Raw genomic sequence first — 15195 nt, 5'->3', positions numbered from 1 at the left:
GACATGTTCGCTGGTGCGGAAGAATCCGCGAAATCCACCGAACGCAAAAGGCTGACCCGTAACCCTCCTTCGTTCCTGTGCGCCGCGTCGCGCCATCAAGCAATCAATCCGAAAAACAGCCTCAAGACTGCGCAAGCACTCGACGCGTCTTCCTTGTCTCAAATGTCTTCGAAATCCACTCTTCCGGACATGGTCACACATGCCTTGGATTGCCGGAATTAAGCGACATTCCTGGCAATATTTCGTTAACCATAAACCGCCAGCTTCCGGCCCAACGCGAATGGCAACGAGGGCTGAGCACAATGGGCATCGCCAAGGGCTTCCTGCACACGGACGGCAACCAGATCGTCGATTCGTCGGGTCAGAACGTCAAGCTGACGGGCGTCAACTGGTTCGGCGGCGAGGGCTTCGTCTTCAACCCCAACGGCATGGACATGCGCGGCTACTGGGGGATGATGGAGCAGATGAAGGAGCTGGGCTTCAACACCATCCGCCTGCCGTGGAGCGACGCGGCTCTGGACGCCGACCGGGCGACGGGCATCGACACCTCCAAGAATCCCGACCTCGCGAACAAGTCCCCGCTTGAGGTCATGGACAAGGTGATCGATTACGCCGGGCGCATCGGCATGAAGGTCATCCTCGACCACCACCGCTCCAGCGACGGTGCGTCGGCCAACGAGAACGGCCTGTGGTACGACGACAAGTACCCGGAGTCGAAGATGATCGAAAACTGGAAGATGCTGGCCGAGCGCTACGAGGGCAACGACACGGTGATCGGCGCCGACCTGCACAACGAGCCGCACGGTCAGGCGACCTGGGGCGGCGGCGACAAGGCCACCGACTGGGCCTGGGCGGCGGAGCGCATCGGCAACGAGATCCAGTCCGTGAACAAGGATTGGCTTCTGCTGGTCGAGGGCGTCGAAATCCACCAGAACCAGTGGGAGTGGTGGGGCGGCAACCTGCGCGGCGCCAAGGACCGCCCGATCGAATTCGATCATCCGGACAAGCTGGTCTACTCGGTCCACTCCTACGGCCCGTCCATCCACGAGATGGAGTGGTTCAAGGCCAGCGACTACCCGAACAACCTGCCGGGCCAGTACACCGACAATTGGGGCTGGCTGCTGAAGGAGGACAAGGCGCCGGTGCTGGTCGGCGAGTTCGGCGGCAAGCTGGAGACCGATCAGGACAAGGCCTACATGGCCAAGCTGATCGACTACATGAACGGCGACCTGGACGGCAACGGCACCAACGACCTCGGCGCCGGCAAGGAAGGGGCAAGTTGGACGTATTGGTCGTGGAACCCGAACTCGGGCGACACCGGCGGCATCCTGAAGGACGATTGGCAGACGGTCGACCAGACCAAGTACAACGCCATCAAGGAAGGCCTGTTCGACGGCGGCAGCCCGGCCAAGGCCGCCTGGGCTCCGGCGACGGCGCAGGCGCTTGGCGAGGGCGACATCAACGTCCTGTCCCATACGGTGACCCAGCCGCAGGCGGCGGATCACAGCACCGCCGCCTCGGTGAACGCCGCGCTCGCCGCCCAGACGGTGGAGCTTCCGCCGGTCGACGCCGCGCACGATCCGTCGGCGTTGCATCACGACCCGCTGGACGTCCACACCGGCGCCTGATCGGCGGGCTGGGTGATTGCCCTCGCCCCTCCGGGGAGAGGGAGGGGACCCACCGCGTCAGCGGTGGGGAGGGTGAGGGGGCCGGTGCGCCTGCGGCGCACCGCCAAGGGGCATTCTGCCCCTTGGCAATCCCCTGGCATGGGCTGACGCCCATGCTGCCCCCTCACCCTAACCCTCTCCCCAGAGGGGAGAGGGAATGACGGCAGGGATGGCTGCGAGAGTGTATTGCGCCAGCGTCTTGCCCAAGAGGGAACCCGCCGCTTGCGCCGCGTGTGGGAGGGCGCTAACTATGCCCGTTCCACAAGAGTCGCCGGCCCGCCACAGCGTCGGCCACCTTCAGGCGTCGGAGAGTGTGCGTTGAAGTACGTCAGCACGCGGGGCCAGGCCCCGGTCCTGGGTTTCGAGGAAGTCCTTCTGGCCGGTCTCGCGCGTGACGGCGGCCTCTATGTCCCGGAAAGCTGGCCGCAGTTCTCGGCCGACGAGATCCGCGCGATGCGGGGCCTTCCCTACAGCGAGATCGCCGTGCGCGTCATGCTGCCCTTCCTGGGCGGCGCCATCGCCGAGGACGATTTCCGGGCCATCGTGACGGACGCCTACGCCAGCTTCGACCACGCCGCGGTGGTGCCGCTGGTGCAGCTTGACCAGCGCACCTGGGTGATGGAGCTGTTCCACGGCCCGACGCTCGCTTTCAAGGACGTGGCGCTGCAACTGCTCGGCCGCCTGTTCGACCATGTGCTGGCCAAGCGCGGCGAGCGGGTGACCATCGTCGGCGCCACCTCGGGCGACACCGGCTCCGCCGCCATCGAGGCGTGCCGCGACCGCCGGAACGTCGACATCTTCATCCTGCACCCGAAGGGCCGCACGTCGGAGGTGCAACGCCGGCAGATGACCAGCGTCCTGTCGGACAACGTGCACAACATCGCGCTGCACGGCACCTTCGACGACTGCCAGGATCTGGTGAAGGCGCTGTTCAACGACATGGCCTTCCGCGACAAGATGGGCCTGTCGGCGGTGAACTCGATCAACTGGGCGCGCATCATGGCCCAGATCGTCTATTACTTCGCCGCCGCGGTGGCGCTGGGCGCGCCCGACCGCAAGGTGGCCTTCACCGTGCCCACCGGCAATTTCGGCAACGTCTATGCCGCCTACGGCGCGCGGGCGATGGGGCTGCCGGTGGAGCGGCTGGTCGTGGGCTCCAACGCCAACGACATCCTGGCCCGCTTTTTTGCCAGCGGCACCATGTCGGCGGCTCCGGTCGTGCCCACATTGAGTCCCAGCATGGACATCCAGATCTCCTCCAACTTCGAGCGGCTGCTGTTCGACCTGCTGGGCCGCGACGGCGCCGCCGTGCAGGCCGCCATGGACGGCTTCCGCGCGGAGGGCAAATTCGCCGTCACCGACGCGCAGCTGGCCGAGGCGCACGCGATCTTCGCCGCGGGCCGCGCCGACGACGCCCGGACCATGGACGTCATCAAGGAGGTCTGGGAGAAGACCGGCGGCTATCAGGTCGATCCGCACACCGCCGTCGGCATCCATTCCGCGGCCACCGCCCCGGTCGATCCGTCGGTGCCGGTGGTCGTGATGGCGACCGCCCACCCCGCCAAGTTCCCCGACGCGGTGGAGACGGCCACCGGCCGGCGCCCGGTCCTGCCGCCGCGCCTCGCCGACCTCTACGAGCGGGAGGAGCGGCTGTCCGAGCTGCCCAACGACGTGGCGGCGGTCCAGGAGTTCGTCGTCGCCCGCGCCCGCGCCGCCAAGGAGGCCGCATGAGCATCCGCGTGACCACGCTGCCGAACGGGCTGCGCGTCGCCACCGACACGATGCCCGGCGTGCAGTCGGTCTCGCTCGGCTGCTGGGTCGGGGTCGGCACGCGCAACGAGTCCGCGAGCGTCAACGGCGTGGCGCATCTCGTCGAGCACATGCTGTTCAAGGGCACCGAGCGGCGCTCCGCCTTCCGCATCTCCGAGGAGATCGAGAATGTCGGCGGCCAGCTCAACGCCTACACGACGCGCGAACAGACCGCCTATTACGCCAAGGTCCTGCACGAGGACACGGCGCTGGCGCTCGACCTCATCGCCGACATGCTCCAGAACTCCGTCCTCGACAGCGACGAGCTGGCGCGCGAGCGCACGGTGGTGCTTCAGGAGATCGGTCAGGCCGCCGACACCCCCGACGACATCATCTTCGACCATTTCCAGTCCACCGCCTATCCGGGGCAGGCGCTGGGGCGCCCCGTCCTGGGGTCGTCGGAGATCGTCGGCGCTCTGTCGCGGCCGGCGCTGGTCGACTACATCGACGGCCATTACGGCGCGCCGGGCATCGTCCTGGCCGCCGCCGGGCGGCTGGAGCACGACCGGCTGGTCGACATGGCCCTGTCGGCCTTCGACGGGCTGTCCTCCCGCCCGGCGCCGGAGTCCGAGGACGCGCGCTACGCCGGCGGCGACTTCCGCGAGGCGCGGGACCTGGAGCAGATGCACCTCGTCCTCGGCTTCGACGGGGTGGGGGTGCACGATCCGGACTATTACGCCCATTCGGTGATGTCGACGCTGCTCGGCGGTGGCATGTCTTCCCGCCTCTTCCAGGAGGTGCGGGAGAAGCGCGGGCTGGTCTATTCCATCTACACCTTCTCCGGCGCCTACCGCGACGGCGGGCTGTTCGGCGTCTACGCCGGCACCGGCGAGGACGAGGTGGCGGAGTTGGTCCCGGTCGTCTGCGACGAGCTGATGCGGGTGACCGAGGACGTGACCGAGGAGGAGGTGGCCCGCGCCGCCGCCCAGCTCCGCGCCGGGACGCTGATGGCGCTGGAAAGCTCCATGTCGCGTTGCGAGCAGCTCGGCCAGCAGCTTCTGGCCTACGGGCGCCCCGTGCCGGTGGAGGAGATCGTCGAGAAGATCGGTGCGGTCGACCGCGAGTCCATCGTCCGCGTGGCCCGGCGCCTGCGCGAGAGCCGCCCGACCGTGGCCGCGCTCGGTCCGATCGGACGGCTGGAGGAGTATGACCGCATCGCCGCGCGGTTCCGGTAAGGGACGCGCCAGGGTGGGAGGGGCAGCATGATCCGCCTGCTCGGCGGTGGTCTCATCAGCCCGCCGGCGGTCCGGCTCGACGGGCCGATCTGCTACATCCGCCCGCCGTTGCCGCGGGACTGGCGGGAATGGGCTGACCTGCGGGCGGATTCCCGCGCCTTCCTCACCCCCTGGGAGCCGACCTGGCCGGCGGACGCCCTCACCCGCACCGCCTTCGGGCGCCGGCTGCGGCGGCAGGCGCAGGAATGGCGCGACGACCAGGGCTACAGCTTCCTCGTCTACGACCGGGCGACCGACCGGCTGGTCGGCGGGCTGGGGCTGACCAACCTGCGGCGCGGCGTGGCCCAGATGGCGACGCTCGGCTACTGGGTGGGGCAGCCCTACGCGCGCAACGGCTACATGTCCGGTGCCACCCGGCTGGTGCTGGATTTCGCCTTCGGGCAGTTGGGGCTGCACCGGGTCGAGGCCGCCTGCCTGCCGACCAACGCGCCCAGCCGCGGCCTTCTGGAGAAGGTCGGCTTCACCCACGAAGGCTACGCGCGCGGCTATCTGCGCATCGACGGGGTGTGGCGGGACCATGTCCTCTACGCCATCCTGCGCGAGGAGTGGCGGGGCTAACCCGTCCGGTCGGGGTGACCCGACACCAATTCCCGGCGCTTTGTCCCGGTCGGCTTAACCCGCGGTTAAGGGAGCGGGCGCAGGCTGACGGCATGTCCTTCGCGTTTGCATGAGGCGGATATGTCGTCGAACCCCAATCATTCGAACCCCACCTGGACGAAAGAAAATTCGCTGACCTACACGGTCGAACTGGACGGACGCCGCGTCGACCTGCGCTACGAGGCGTCGGGCTTCCAGAGCGGCTGGGCGGTTTACGCCGGCACCGAGTTGGTCGAGCGGTGCAGCGAGCTGATGCAGGCACGCGGCCTCGCCCTGGCGATCGCCAGCAAGGGTCAGTGAACGACGTTTGATGAGAGGCCCCGCCGCGTGCACTGCGGCGGGTCGTGCCCGTGACCGGGAGGGGACGCCGTCAGGCGTGCCCGGCCTCCGCCGACAGCATGGAGAGGCTGACGCCGAGCTTGGCGATCGAGCGCTCCCATTTGGTGTCCAGCTCGGGATCGAACAGCAGCGTCTCGTCGCAGGGCACGTTCAGCCAGCCGTTCGCCTGGATTTCCGCGTCCAACTGCCCCGGTCCCCAGCCGGCGTAGCCGAGCAGCAGGATGTTGCGCCGCGGCCCACGGTTTTCGGAAATGGCGCGCAGGATGTCGATGGTCGCGGTCAGCGCCACCTCGTCGTCCACCACCAGCGTGCCGTCCCGCACGTAATCGGTCGAATGCAGGACGAATCCGCGCCCGGACTCCACGGGACCGCCATAATGCACGGGCATGTTGGCGATCGGCTCCTGGATTTCGATCTCGAGCTGCTCCAGCAAATCCTCGAAGGTGACCGACCCGAACAGGCGATTGACGACGAGGCCCATGGCGCCGTCTTCGTTGTGGGCACACATGTAGATCACGGTCCGCTGAAAACGCGGGTCCGTCATGCCCGGCATGGCGATCAGCAACTGGCCGGTCAGATAGTCCGAGGACTTGGTCAGGTGCGGCATGGGCGCTATCCTTAGTGTCGGGGGACGGGCGGACCGCTGGGCGGCCACCCGAAGCCGTCTTCGCCCGAGTGTGACAGCACGGGCCAAGCTTTGTCATCCATATACAGCCGCGGCCGATGGGCGGCCCGCTGCGTCTTGATATGAGAACAGTCGGTGCGATGAAAAGGTTTGTTCCGTTCCTGCTCGCCATCCTGGCCTTGGCCGCACCCGGAATGGGGAGGGCGGAGACCGGTTCCTGGGTCACGTCCGGCCCGGTGCAGGCGCGGCTCGTCGCATCGGTCCAGGGGGTGGGCGACCTCGCCAAGATCCCCCTGGGGCTGGAGGTCCGGCTGGAGCCCGGCTGGAAGACCTATTGGCGCACTCCGGGCGATGCCGGCTTCGCGCCGCGGCTGGACTGGTCGGAGTCGCGGAACCTCGCGGCGACGGAACTGGCCTACCCGGCGCCGCACCGCTTCACCGTCCTGGGCTTCGAGACGGCGGGCTACGACGCGGAGGTGCTGTTCCCCATCGCCGCCACCCCGGCGGAGCCCGGAAAGCCGCTCGACCTCGCGCTGAAGGCGGAGCTGTTGGTCTGCTCGACCATCTGCGTTCCGGAGATGGTGGCGCTGTCCCTGTCCATCCCCGAGGGGCCGGCGACTCCGGGTCCGTCGGCCAACGACATCGCCCGCGCCCAGTCCCTGGTGCCCGGCGACGGGCGTGCGTCCGGCCTGACGGTCACGGCGGTGCGCGGGCAGGGGACGGTGCTGGAGGTCGAGGTCACCGCCCGCGAGCCGATGGTCGCCCCCGACGTGTTCGTGGAAACCGACCCGCCGGTGACCTTCGCCGCGCCCAAGAGCCAATTCCTCGACGGCGACCGGCGCGCGATCCTGCGGATGGACGCGACCGACCCGACGCCCGGCCTGGACCTCGCCGGACAGGCGATGACGCTGACCGTGGTGGACGGCAACCGGTCCGTCGAAGCTCCGGCGACCGCTGCGGCCGGGCTTGGCGGTGGTGCCGGGGCGGCTCCGGCCGGGCTGCTGGCCATGCTGGGCGTCGCCCTGCTGGGCGGGCTGATCCTGAACCTGATGCCCTGCGTGCTGCCGGTGCTGTCGCTGAAGCTGCTGTCCATCGTCCAGCACGGCGGACGGGCGCCCGCGGCGGTGCGCGCCGGCTTCCTGGCCTCGGCGGCGGGCATCCTGACCTCCTTCCTGATCCTTGCCGGGGCGCTGGTCGCGGTGAAGGCGGCGGGCGGGGCGGTGGGCTGGGGCATCCAGTTCCAGCAGCCGCTGTTCCTCGTCTTCATGGTCGTTCTGGTGACCCTGTTCGCCGCCAACCTGTGGGGCCTGTTCGAGCTTCCTCTGCCGCGCGCCGTCGCCGACCGTCTGGGCGGACCGGAGGGGCAGGGATTGGGCGGCCAGTTCGCGACGGGTGCCTTCGCCACGCTGCTCGCCACGCCCTGCTCCGCGCCCTTCCTGGGGACGGCGGTGGGCTTCGCGCTGTCGCGTGGGGCGCTGGAGGTGTTCGCCATCTTCGCCGCGCTGGGCGTCGGGCTGGCGCTGCCCTACCTGCTGATCGCCGCCTTCCCGCGCGCCGCGCGCCTGCTGCCGCGTCCGGGGCGCTGGATGGTGGCGCTGCGCCGGGTGCTGGGCGGGGCGCTGGCTCTGACCGCGCTGTGGCTGCTGTCGGTGCTGGTCGTCCAGGTCGGCGAGGTGCCGGCGCTGGCGGTCGCCGTGCTGATGGGCGGGCTGGTCGCCGCGCTGTGGCTGGGCCGCCGCATGGCGGAGACGGCGCGTTGGGCCGGGGCGGCGCTGGCCGGCCTGCTGGCCCTGGTGGCCTTCGCCGTTCCCGCCGTCTTCGGCCCCTCCGCCGGGGCGGCTCCGGTGGCCGAAAGCACGGCGGCGCGCTGGACCGTCTTCGACGAGGCGGCGATCCGCGAGCAGGTGGCCGCCGGGCGCACCGTCTTCGTGGACGTCACCGCCGACTGGTGCATCACCTGTCAGGCGAACAAGAAGCTGGTGCTGAACCGCGGCACCGTCGCGCAACGGCTGGAGGACGCCGGGACGGTGACCGCCATGCGCGCGGACTGGACCCGACCGGACGAGGCCATCGCCCGCTATCTTGCCCGACACGGCCGCTATGGTATTCCCTTCAACATCGTCTATGGTCCGGGGGCTCCGGAGGGCATCGCGCTTCCGGAGCTGCTGACCGAGGGCGCCGTCCTCGACGCGCTCGACCGGGCGTCCGGCACGATCAAACGCTGAAACACAAAAAATTGGGAGTTCAGGAGACATGACCATTCAAGTGGGCGACGCCATCCCGTCCGTCACGCTGAAGCACCTGACCGACAACGGGATGCAGGACGTCACCACCGACGCGCTGTTCAAGGGCAAGACGGTGGTGCTGTTCTCGGTGCCGGGCGCCTTCACCCCGACCTGCTCCGCCAAGCATCTGCCGGGCTTCGTCCAGAAGGCCGAGGACCTGAAGGCCAAGGGCGTGGACGAGATCGTCTGCCTCGCCGTCAACGATCCCTTCGTGATGCGCGCCTGGGGCGAGAAGAGCGGAGTCGGCGGCAAGGTCACCATGCTGCCGGACGGCAACGCCGCGCTGACGCAGGCGCTGGGCCTGACGATGGACGGCACGGGCTACGGCCTCGGCCTGCGCGGCCAGCGCTTCGCCCTGGTCGCCAAGGACGGCAAGGTGACCCACCTCGCCGTGGAGAAGCCGGGCCAGTTCGAGGTGTCCTCGGCCGAAGCGGTGCTGGGCGCGCTGTAAGGGGAGCAAAGCAACCCTGGGCGTCATGATAAACCCTCTCCCCTCTGGGGAGAGGGTGGCCCGTAGGGCCGGTGAGGGGGTTGCGCTTGTGCCGGACATTCCGCCACGCGCAACCCCCTCACCCTGACCCTCTCCCCAGAGGGGAGAGGGAATTGTGCATAGGTTCTCGTTCAAGTCACCGTCGTGCGGTCCCAGGTGGTGTCGGCAACGCCGCGTTCCCGCAGCTTCGCCTTCTGCACCTTGGCGGTCGGCGTCTTGGGGAAGGCGTCCACGATGTCGATGTAGCGGGGCTGGGCGTAGCGCGGCAGTTCACGCTCGGCGTAGGCCGCCACGGCCTCCGGCGTCAGGGCCGCACCCGGCGCGGCGACCAGGGCGACCATGATCTCGTCCTCCGCCCCCGGAATGCCCGCCGGCACGGCGTAGGCCGCGACCTCCGCCACGCCCTCCAGCCGCGACAGCACGGTCTCCACCTCGTAGGACGAGACGTTCTCGCCGCGGCGGCGGATGCAGTCCTTGATGCGGTCCACGAAGGTGACGTAGCCCTCGTCGTCCATCACCGCGGCGTCGCCCGTGTGGAACCACAGGTTCCGCCACGCCTCCACCGTCTTGTCGGGCATCCGGTGATAGCCGGACAGGAAGCCGAAGGCCGCCTTCGGGCGCACCATGACCTCGCCGACCTGACCGCGCGGCACCGGGATGTCGGTCTGCGGGTCGCGGATCTCCACCTCGAAGTAACGGTCGTAGACCTTGCCGCAGGTGCCGGGGCGCGGCTTGCCCATCTCGGCGTAGAGCGGGATGTTCACCTCGGTCATGCCATACAGGCTGATGACGTCGCGGACGCCGAAGCGCTCGCGCAGCACCCGTTCGGTGTCCGCCGGGTTGGGGGCGGCGCCGACGAGGCGCAGGGGGTGGTCGCGGTCGTCGGGGCGCGGCGGTTGGGCCACCACGAAGGCAGTGACGGCGCCCAGCGAGTTGGTCACCGTGCAGCCATGGCGCCGGATGTCGTCCAGCCAAGCCGACGCGCTGAACCGCTCGCGCAGCACCGCCGACCCGCCGGAGATCATCGCGGCGTAGAGCTGCATGTAGAGCCCGTTGGCGTGGAACAGCGGCAGGCAGATGTAGAAGCGGTCCTCGTCGGTCAGCGCGAAATTGTCGATGGAGCCCAGCCCGAACAGGAAGCCGTGGCCGTGCGGCATCAGCACGCCCTTCGACAGGCCGGTGGTGCCCGACGTGTACATGATGCAGGCGTCGTCGCCGGCGCGGGGCAGGGGGCCGTCGTAGGGGGCGGCGTCGCGCCAGCCCTCCAGCGCGGTGTGCGGCGACTCCGCCGCGGCACCGGGAATCACCAGCCCGCGCAGCGCGGTCAGGCGTGGCGCGATGTCGGTGATGCGGTCGGCCAGGGCGGCATCGACCACCGCCAGGGCGGCCCCGGCGTTCTCCAACTGGTGCTCCAGGAAGCCGCCCTTCAGCTCGGTGTTCAGCGCGACCATGACGGCGCCCAGCCGCCCCAGCCCCAGCCACACGCGCACGAAGTCCAGCCCGTTCGGCAGCATCACCGCCACGGTGTCGCCCGGCTTCACGCCCAGCCCGGCGAAGAAGCCGGCCACGCGCCCGGCCTGCTCCTGCGCCTCGGCGTAGGTCAGGGACTCGCCGCCGATCATCGTGACAAACGTCTTGCCGCCGCGTTCGGCGGCCTGATGGGCCAGCACCTCGGGCAGCACCCAGCGGGCTTGGTTCCGCAAATGCGGATACATCTCGGTCTCCTCCCAACGATCTTTCGTCGTTCGTTATCGGAGGGAGCCTAACGGGACGGCGGGTCCGCCGTCCACAAACCCTTGAGGATGATAAGCCTTCGCCGGAGGGGCATCAGCCCCGCGCGGCCTGCCGGACGTCGGCGACGCCCTGGCGGGCCAGCGCGTCGGCCCGTTCGTTCTCCGGATGGCCGGCGTGGCCGCGGACCCAATGGAACTCGATCCGATGCTGCCGCTTCGCCTCGTCCAGGCGGCGCCACAAATCCTCGTTCTTCACCGGCTTCTTGTCGGCGGTCTTCCAGCCACGGGCCTTCCAGCCGTGAATCCACTGGGTGATGCCGTTCTTCACATACTCGCTGTCGGTGTAGAGCCGCACCTCCATGGGCCGCTTCAGGGCTTCCAGCGCCTGGATGGCGGCCATCAGCTCCATGCGGTTGTTGGTGGTGGCCGGCTCGCCGCCGTACAGCTCCTTCTCCACCCCGTTGTAGCGCAGGATGGCCCCCCAGCCGCCGGGGCCGGGGTTGCCGCTGCACGCACCGTCGGTGAAGATGTCGACGACCTTCGGCGCGCTCTCGCCGCCGGTGCCGCCCCCGCCATTAGTCTCCGTCGTGTCCGTCATGGCGTCAGACCTGATAGCTGCCGCCGTCGTCGAGCGCGTAGTCGCCGAGCCCGCGGACGGTCTGGTGGAAGCGCAGCTTGCGCAGATATTCCAGCGGGTCCTTCGGGCGCACGAAGGCCCCCGGCGGATGGTTCAGCCAGTCGTAGAGGCGCGTCAGCAGGAAGCGCAGGGCGCTGCCACGGCACAGCCAGGGCAGGGCGGTCAGCTCCTCCGGCGACAGGGGGCGGACCTTCTGGTAGCTGGTCAGCAGCATCCGCGCCTTGGTGGCGTTGAACGACCCGTCGACCTCGAAGCACCAGGCGTTCATGCAGATCGCGATGTCGTAGGCCAGGAAGTCGTTGCAGGCGAAGTAGAAGTCGATCAGGCCGGACAGCCCGTCGCCGCGGAAGAACACGTTGTCGGGGAACAGGTCGGCGTGGATGACCCCGGACGGCAGACCGGCGGGCCAGTTGGCCTCCAGTGCTGCAAGCTCCGCCTCCAGCGTCGCGCGCAGGTCGCGGGCCACCTCGTCGGCGCGCGGCGCGCATTTGCCGGCAAGGTCCTTCCAGCCGTCCAGTGACAGGGCGTTGGGACGCTCCATCCGGAAGTCGGCGACGGCCAGATGCAGGCGGGCCAGCGCCGTCCCCAGCTCCGCGCAATGGTGCGGCGTGATGCGGCGCGGCCACATGCCGGCCAGAAAGGTGACGATCACCGCCGGGCGCCCGGCCAGCTCGCGCAGGGCCTGCCCGTCCGTCCCCTGGACCGGCAGCGGGCAGGCGATGCCCTTGTCGGCGAGATGCTCCATCAGGCCCAGGAAGAAGGGCAGATCCTCCCGCCGGGTGCGCTTCTCGTAGAGCGTCAGGATGTAGGGGCCGCGCTCCGTCACCAGAAGGAAGTTGGAATTCTCCACCCCCTCCGCGATGCCCTTGCAGGACAGGACGGCGCCCAGATCGTACTGGGCGATGAAAGCGTTCAGCTCGTCGTCGGTGACTTCGGTGTATACGGCCATGCCAGCGCCTTACCGGGATTCGGGGCGCCGGTCAATGCCGCCGCAACCGTTCACTCCTGGGCCGCTCACAGGGCGATGCCGTCGTAAAGCGCCGCCAGCGGAAGCTCCGCCCCGATGGAGGCCAGCGGCAGCGTGGCGTCTTCGGTGAAATCCTCGACGATCCAGCGCCGCCCGTCGCGGCGCCAGAGCTGCGCCCGGACGGTGCGGCTGTCCACCAGCAGCACCTCCTGCACGGAGGGGATCTGCATATAGTCAGGCACCTTGGTGCCGCGGTCGTGGCTGGCCGTGCTGTCGGACAGGATCTCGACCACCAGCACCGGGTTCGGCGTCGCGCGTTGGCCGGGCTGGTGGGGCGAGCAAGTGACGGCGATGTCGGCCTCGTAGAAGCGGTCGGCACGGTCGTCGCGTTCGATGGCCGCTTCGGATAGAACACGGCAGGGCGGGCGCAAACGCCGGCGGACCTCGTAAACAACGTTCGCGGCGATCTGGCTGTGTGCCTGGGAGCAGGCGTTCATCGCCCGCGGCTGCCCGCCGACCAGCTCGTAGCGCGTGTCCGGCTCCTGCCGGTCGGCCCAGGCGAGGAACTCGTCGATGTCCATCTTCTGGATTGCGGGCGCGCCCATGAACGTCTCCTTCGCGAAGGCCGATCCCCGGATTATGCGTCCGCCGGGACCGGACGGGAAGGGGCGCCGCCGTCCAGCAGCGGCTTCGGCAGCTTGAAGGTGATGTCCTCGAAGGCGGTGCGCAGTTCCTCCACCGTCACAGCGTAGCGGGCGCGGGCGGCCTCCATGACCTCCTCCACCAGCACCTCGGGGGCCGACGCTCCGGCAGTGATGCCCAGCGTGGCGACTCCGTCGAGCGCCGACCAGTCGATGTCAGCCGCGCGCTGGACGAGCTGGGCGCGCTGGCAGCCATGGATCTTCGCCACTTCGACCAGCCGCTTGGAGTTGGAGGAGTTCGGCGCGCCCAGCACCAGCAGGGCGTCCACCTTGGGTGCTATGGCCTTCACCGCCTGCTGGCGGTTGGTGGTGGCGTAGCAGATGTCCTCCTTCTTCGGCCCGCCGATGGACGGGAAGCGGGCCTGGAGAGCGGCGACGATGCTGGCCGTCTCGTCCACCGACAGGGTGGTCTGGGTGGCGTAGGCGAGGTTCTCCGGGTCGGCCACCTGGACCGTCGCCACATCCTCCACCGTCTCCACCAGAACCACCGCGCCTTCGGGCAGCTGGCCCATGGTGCCGATCACCTCCGGATGGCCGGCGTGGCCGATCAGCACGATCTGGCGCCCTTCGTTGAAGTGGCGCTCGGCCTCGCGGTGCACCTTGCTGACCAGCGGGCAGGTGGCGTCGAGGTAGAACAGGCCGCGCTGCTCCGCCGCCGCCGGGACCGACTTCGGCACGCCGTGGGCGGAGAAGACCACCGGCACGCCGTCGGGCACCTGATCCAGCTCGTCCACGAAGATGGCGCCCTTGGCCTCCAGGCTCTGCACCACGAATCGGTTGTGGACGATCTCGTGCCGGACATAGACGGGGGCGCCGAACCGCTCCAGCGCCACCTCCACGATCTGGATCGCGCGGTCCACGCCGGCGCAGAAGCCACGGGGGGCCGCGAGCAGGATGGTCAGGGGCGTCTGGGTCATGCGCGTCGTTCCGGTGTCTCGAAAAAGGGGGTGTCGGGGTTCGTTCGTCGCAGCGGTGGCGTGGCCTTGTGCCGGCCCCACCGCTTCTCTAAAGTCGTGGCAGAACACACCCTTCCAACCGTTAGGCCAGACCGATGGACCGCCGCCGCGACCGTAATATAGGAACCCCCGCCCGGAAAAGCCCGCGGGCGCTTGCACTCGCGAGTCTGGGTGCAGGTTTCGGTGTCTTGGCGCTCGCCGGCTGCTCCGGACTCGGGGGAGCGAACACGCCCGCGGACGCGGCGCTGGCCTGCCCGAAGGTGTCCATCGTCCGCGATCTGGCGGAGGTCACCCAGTTCCGCAACGGGGGCGGGCGCGACCTGACGGACGTGACCTCCCGCGCGGCGCTGGCCGACTATTCCGGCAACTGCGACTACACCAGCGACGGCGTCACGGTGAACGTGAACGTCTTCCTGATCGCGGAGCGCGGACCGGCGATGCAGGGCAACACGGCGAACTACCGCTATTTCGTCGCCGTCGCCAAGCCGGGCGAGGAGGCGCCGACCACCAAGACGGAGTTCGACACCTCCGTGACCTTCGAGTCCGGCAAGCTCCGCTCCGGCAGCCGCGAGGAGCTGGCGCCGAAGATCCCGCTGCCCAAGGACGCCAACGGCAAGGACTGGAAGATTTTCCTGGGGTTCCAGCTGACGCCGGAGCAGCTGGCCTTCAACCGGGCTCAGATGAAGCAGTGATCGGGTAAGGGGAAAAGGACTCATGGCCAGCGCACCGGTCGCCGCGACCAAGGAACCCATCGTCATCGAGCTGGAAGCCGGCAAGACCTACTGGTGGTGCAGGTGCGGGCGCAGCGCCAAGCAGCCGCTGTGCGACGGCAAACACGCCGGAACCGGGCTGGAGCCGATGAAGTTCGCTCCCGCCACCTCCATGAAGGCGCGCTTCTGTGGCTGCAAGGCGACGAAGAAGCCGCCTTTCTGCGATGGCAGCCATCTGGACCTGACGTGAGCGTCGCCGGGACCCCAGCGAACCTCGATTGACATTCGCAAAGGTCTCGGTAGGTTAAACGGCACAAGCCGACGATCCCTCGCGGGAGAGATCATTGCCCGGCCACCGGAAAACCGGATGCCGGGCAATGGCGCCGAAGGAGCAACCGCCCCGGAAACTCTCAGGCAAAAGGACCGCAAGGGGGATAAGGCAAC

General features: G+C 69.0%; 15 protein-coding genes and 1 riboswitch. Of the genes, 9 read left to right on the top strand and 6 right to left on the bottom strand.

From position 1 onward, the window contains the following. Nucleotides 1-302: 302 nt before the first annotated feature. The 5 genes from DXK32_RS22955 to DXK32_RS22935 all read left to right on the top strand — a co-directional run bounded on the left by DXK32_RS22955 (nt 303) and on the right by DXK32_RS22935 (nt 5608). Nucleotides 303-1628: a glycoside hydrolase family 5 protein gene (locus DXK32_RS22955; RefSeq protein ID WP_114860630.1), complete on the top strand. Its 1326-nt coding sequence runs from the start codon at nt 303-305 to the stop codon at nt 1626-1628. A 357-nt stretch (nt 1629-1985) separates the two neighbouring features. Beyond that, complete coding sequence (gene thrC, locus DXK32_RS22950; protein ID WP_114860629.1) at nt 1986-3398, top strand: threonine synthase; 1413 nt, start codon at nt 1986-1988, stop codon at nt 3396-3398. Beyond that, entirely contained in the window at nt 3395-4651 is a 1257-nt protein-coding gene (locus DXK32_RS22945) for a M16 family metallopeptidase (protein WP_114860628.1), read from the top strand. Before thrC ends, DXK32_RS22945 begins: the two co-directional genes overlap by 4 nt. Before the next feature lie 27 nt (nt 4652-4678). Further along, complete coding sequence (locus DXK32_RS22940) at nt 4679-5269, top strand: GNAT family N-acetyltransferase (protein ID WP_114860627.1); 591 nt, start codon at nt 4679-4681, stop codon at nt 5267-5269. 120 nt (nt 5270-5389) lie between these two features. Then, complete coding sequence (locus DXK32_RS22935; RefSeq protein WP_114860626.1) at nt 5390-5608, top strand: hypothetical protein; 219 nt, start codon at nt 5390-5392, stop codon at nt 5606-5608. A gap of 70 nt (nt 5609-5678) precedes the next feature. Here DXK32_RS22935 and DXK32_RS22930 read toward each other — a convergent pair whose 3' ends face one another. Further along, entirely contained in the window at nt 5679-6254 is a 576-nt protein-coding gene (locus tag DXK32_RS22930) for a YqgE/AlgH family protein (RefSeq protein ID WP_038527116.1), read from the bottom strand. Between the two features lie 158 nt (nt 6255-6412). Between DXK32_RS22930 and DXK32_RS22925 the strand changes: the two genes are divergently transcribed. Both DXK32_RS22925 and DXK32_RS22920 read left to right on the top strand, forming a co-directional pair. Then, on the top strand, nt 6413-8497 hold the full coding sequence (locus DXK32_RS22925) for a protein-disulfide reductase DsbD family protein (RefSeq protein ID WP_114860625.1): 2085 nt from the start codon (nt 6413-6415) through the stop codon (nt 8495-8497). 28 nt (nt 8498-8525) lie between these two features. After that, complete coding sequence (locus tag DXK32_RS22920) at nt 8526-9008, top strand: peroxiredoxin (RefSeq protein WP_114860624.1); 483 nt, start codon at nt 8526-8528, stop codon at nt 9006-9008. Between the two features lie 170 nt (nt 9009-9178). Here DXK32_RS22920 and DXK32_RS22915 read toward each other — a convergent pair whose 3' ends face one another. The 5 genes from DXK32_RS22915 to ispH all read right to left on the bottom strand — a co-directional run bounded on the left by DXK32_RS22915 (nt 9179) and on the right by ispH (nt 14002). After that, on the bottom strand, nt 9179-10762 hold the full coding sequence (locus DXK32_RS22915) for an AMP-binding protein (protein WP_114860623.1): 1584 nt from the start codon (nt 10760-10762) through the stop codon (nt 9179-9181). Between the two features lie 112 nt (nt 10763-10874). After that, entirely contained in the window at nt 10875-11378 is a 504-nt protein-coding gene (gene rnhA, locus DXK32_RS22910) for a ribonuclease HI (RefSeq protein WP_205215808.1), read from the bottom strand. 4 nt (nt 11379-11382) lie between these two features. After that, complete coding sequence (locus DXK32_RS22905; protein ID WP_114860622.1) at nt 11383-12366, bottom strand: homoserine kinase; 984 nt, start codon at nt 12364-12366, stop codon at nt 11383-11385. 65 nt (nt 12367-12431) lie between these two features. Next, nucleotides 12432-12989, bottom strand: a complete 558-nt coding sequence (locus DXK32_RS22900; RefSeq protein ID WP_114860621.1) for a Uma2 family endonuclease — start codon at nt 12987-12989, stop codon at nt 12432-12434. Between the two features lie 32 nt (nt 12990-13021). Further along, entirely contained in the window at nt 13022-14002 is a 981-nt protein-coding gene (ispH, locus tag DXK32_RS22895; RefSeq protein WP_114860620.1) for a 4-hydroxy-3-methylbut-2-enyl diphosphate reductase, read from the bottom strand. A gap of 227 nt (nt 14003-14229) precedes the next feature. On the opposite strand from ispH, the gene DXK32_RS22890 reads away from it, so the two are divergent. Further along, complete coding sequence (locus DXK32_RS22890; RefSeq protein ID WP_247877294.1) at nt 14230-14733, top strand: hypothetical protein; 504 nt, start codon at nt 14230-14232, stop codon at nt 14731-14733. A 22-nt stretch (nt 14734-14755) separates the two neighbouring features. Then, nucleotides 14756-15001 (top strand): CDGSH iron-sulfur domain-containing protein, encoded by a 246-nt coding sequence (locus tag DXK32_RS22885; protein WP_114860618.1) that lies wholly within the window; start codon nt 14756-14758, stop codon nt 14999-15001. Between the two features lie 72 nt (nt 15002-15073). Further along, nucleotides 15074-15187, top strand: a riboswitch (glycine riboswitch). The last annotated feature ends 8 nt before the right edge of the window (nt 15188-15195 follow it).

The organism is Azospirillum brasilense (assembly GCF_003349955.1).
Lineage (GTDB): Bacteria > Pseudomonadota > Alphaproteobacteria > Azospirillales > Azospirillaceae > Azospirillum > Azospirillum brasilense_B.
Note: the sequence above shows the minus strand (reverse complement) of the source record. Positions and strands in the feature narration are given on the sequence as shown.

Coding starts and splice junctions, on each gene's coding strand:
- DXK32_RS22925 (WP_114860625.1), top strand. CDS start 6,413: ATGAAAAGGTTTGTTCCGTTCCTGCTCGCCATCCTGGCCTTGGCCGCA.
- DXK32_RS22885 (WP_114860618.1), top strand. CDS start 14,756: ATGGCCAGCGCACCGGTCGCCGCGACCAAGGAACCCATCGTCATCGAG.
- DXK32_RS22955 (WP_114860630.1), top strand. CDS start 303: ATGGGCATCGCCAAGGGCTTCCTGCACACGGACGGCAACCAGATCGTC.
- DXK32_RS22940 (WP_114860627.1), top strand. CDS start 4,679: ATGATCCGCCTGCTCGGCGGTGGTCTCATCAGCCCGCCGGCGGTCCGG.
- DXK32_RS22935 (WP_114860626.1), top strand. CDS start 5,390: ATGTCGTCGAACCCCAATCATTCGAACCCCACCTGGACGAAAGAAAAT.
- DXK32_RS22900 (WP_114860621.1), bottom strand. CDS start 12,989: ATGGGCGCGCCCGCAATCCAGAAGATGGACATCGACGAGTTCCTCGCC.
- DXK32_RS22920 (WP_114860624.1), top strand. CDS start 8,526: ATGACCATTCAAGTGGGCGACGCCATCCCGTCCGTCACGCTGAAGCAC.
- DXK32_RS22945 (WP_114860628.1), top strand. CDS start 3,395: ATGAGCATCCGCGTGACCACGCTGCCGAACGGGCTGCGCGTCGCCACC.
- ispH (WP_114860620.1), bottom strand. CDS start 14,002: ATGACCCAGACGCCCCTGACCATCCTGCTCGCGGCCCCCCGTGGCTTC.
- rnhA (WP_205215808.1), bottom strand. CDS start 11,378: ATGACGGACACGACGGAGACTAATGGCGGGGGCGGCACCGGCGGCGAG.
- DXK32_RS22915 (WP_114860623.1), bottom strand. CDS start 10,762: ATGTATCCGCATTTGCGGAACCAAGCCCGCTGGGTGCTGCCCGAGGTG.
- DXK32_RS22905 (WP_114860622.1), bottom strand. CDS start 12,366: ATGGCCGTATACACCGAAGTCACCGACGACGAGCTGAACGCTTTCATC.
- DXK32_RS22930 (WP_038527116.1), bottom strand. CDS start 6,254: ATGCCGCACCTGACCAAGTCCTCGGACTATCTGACCGGCCAGTTGCTG.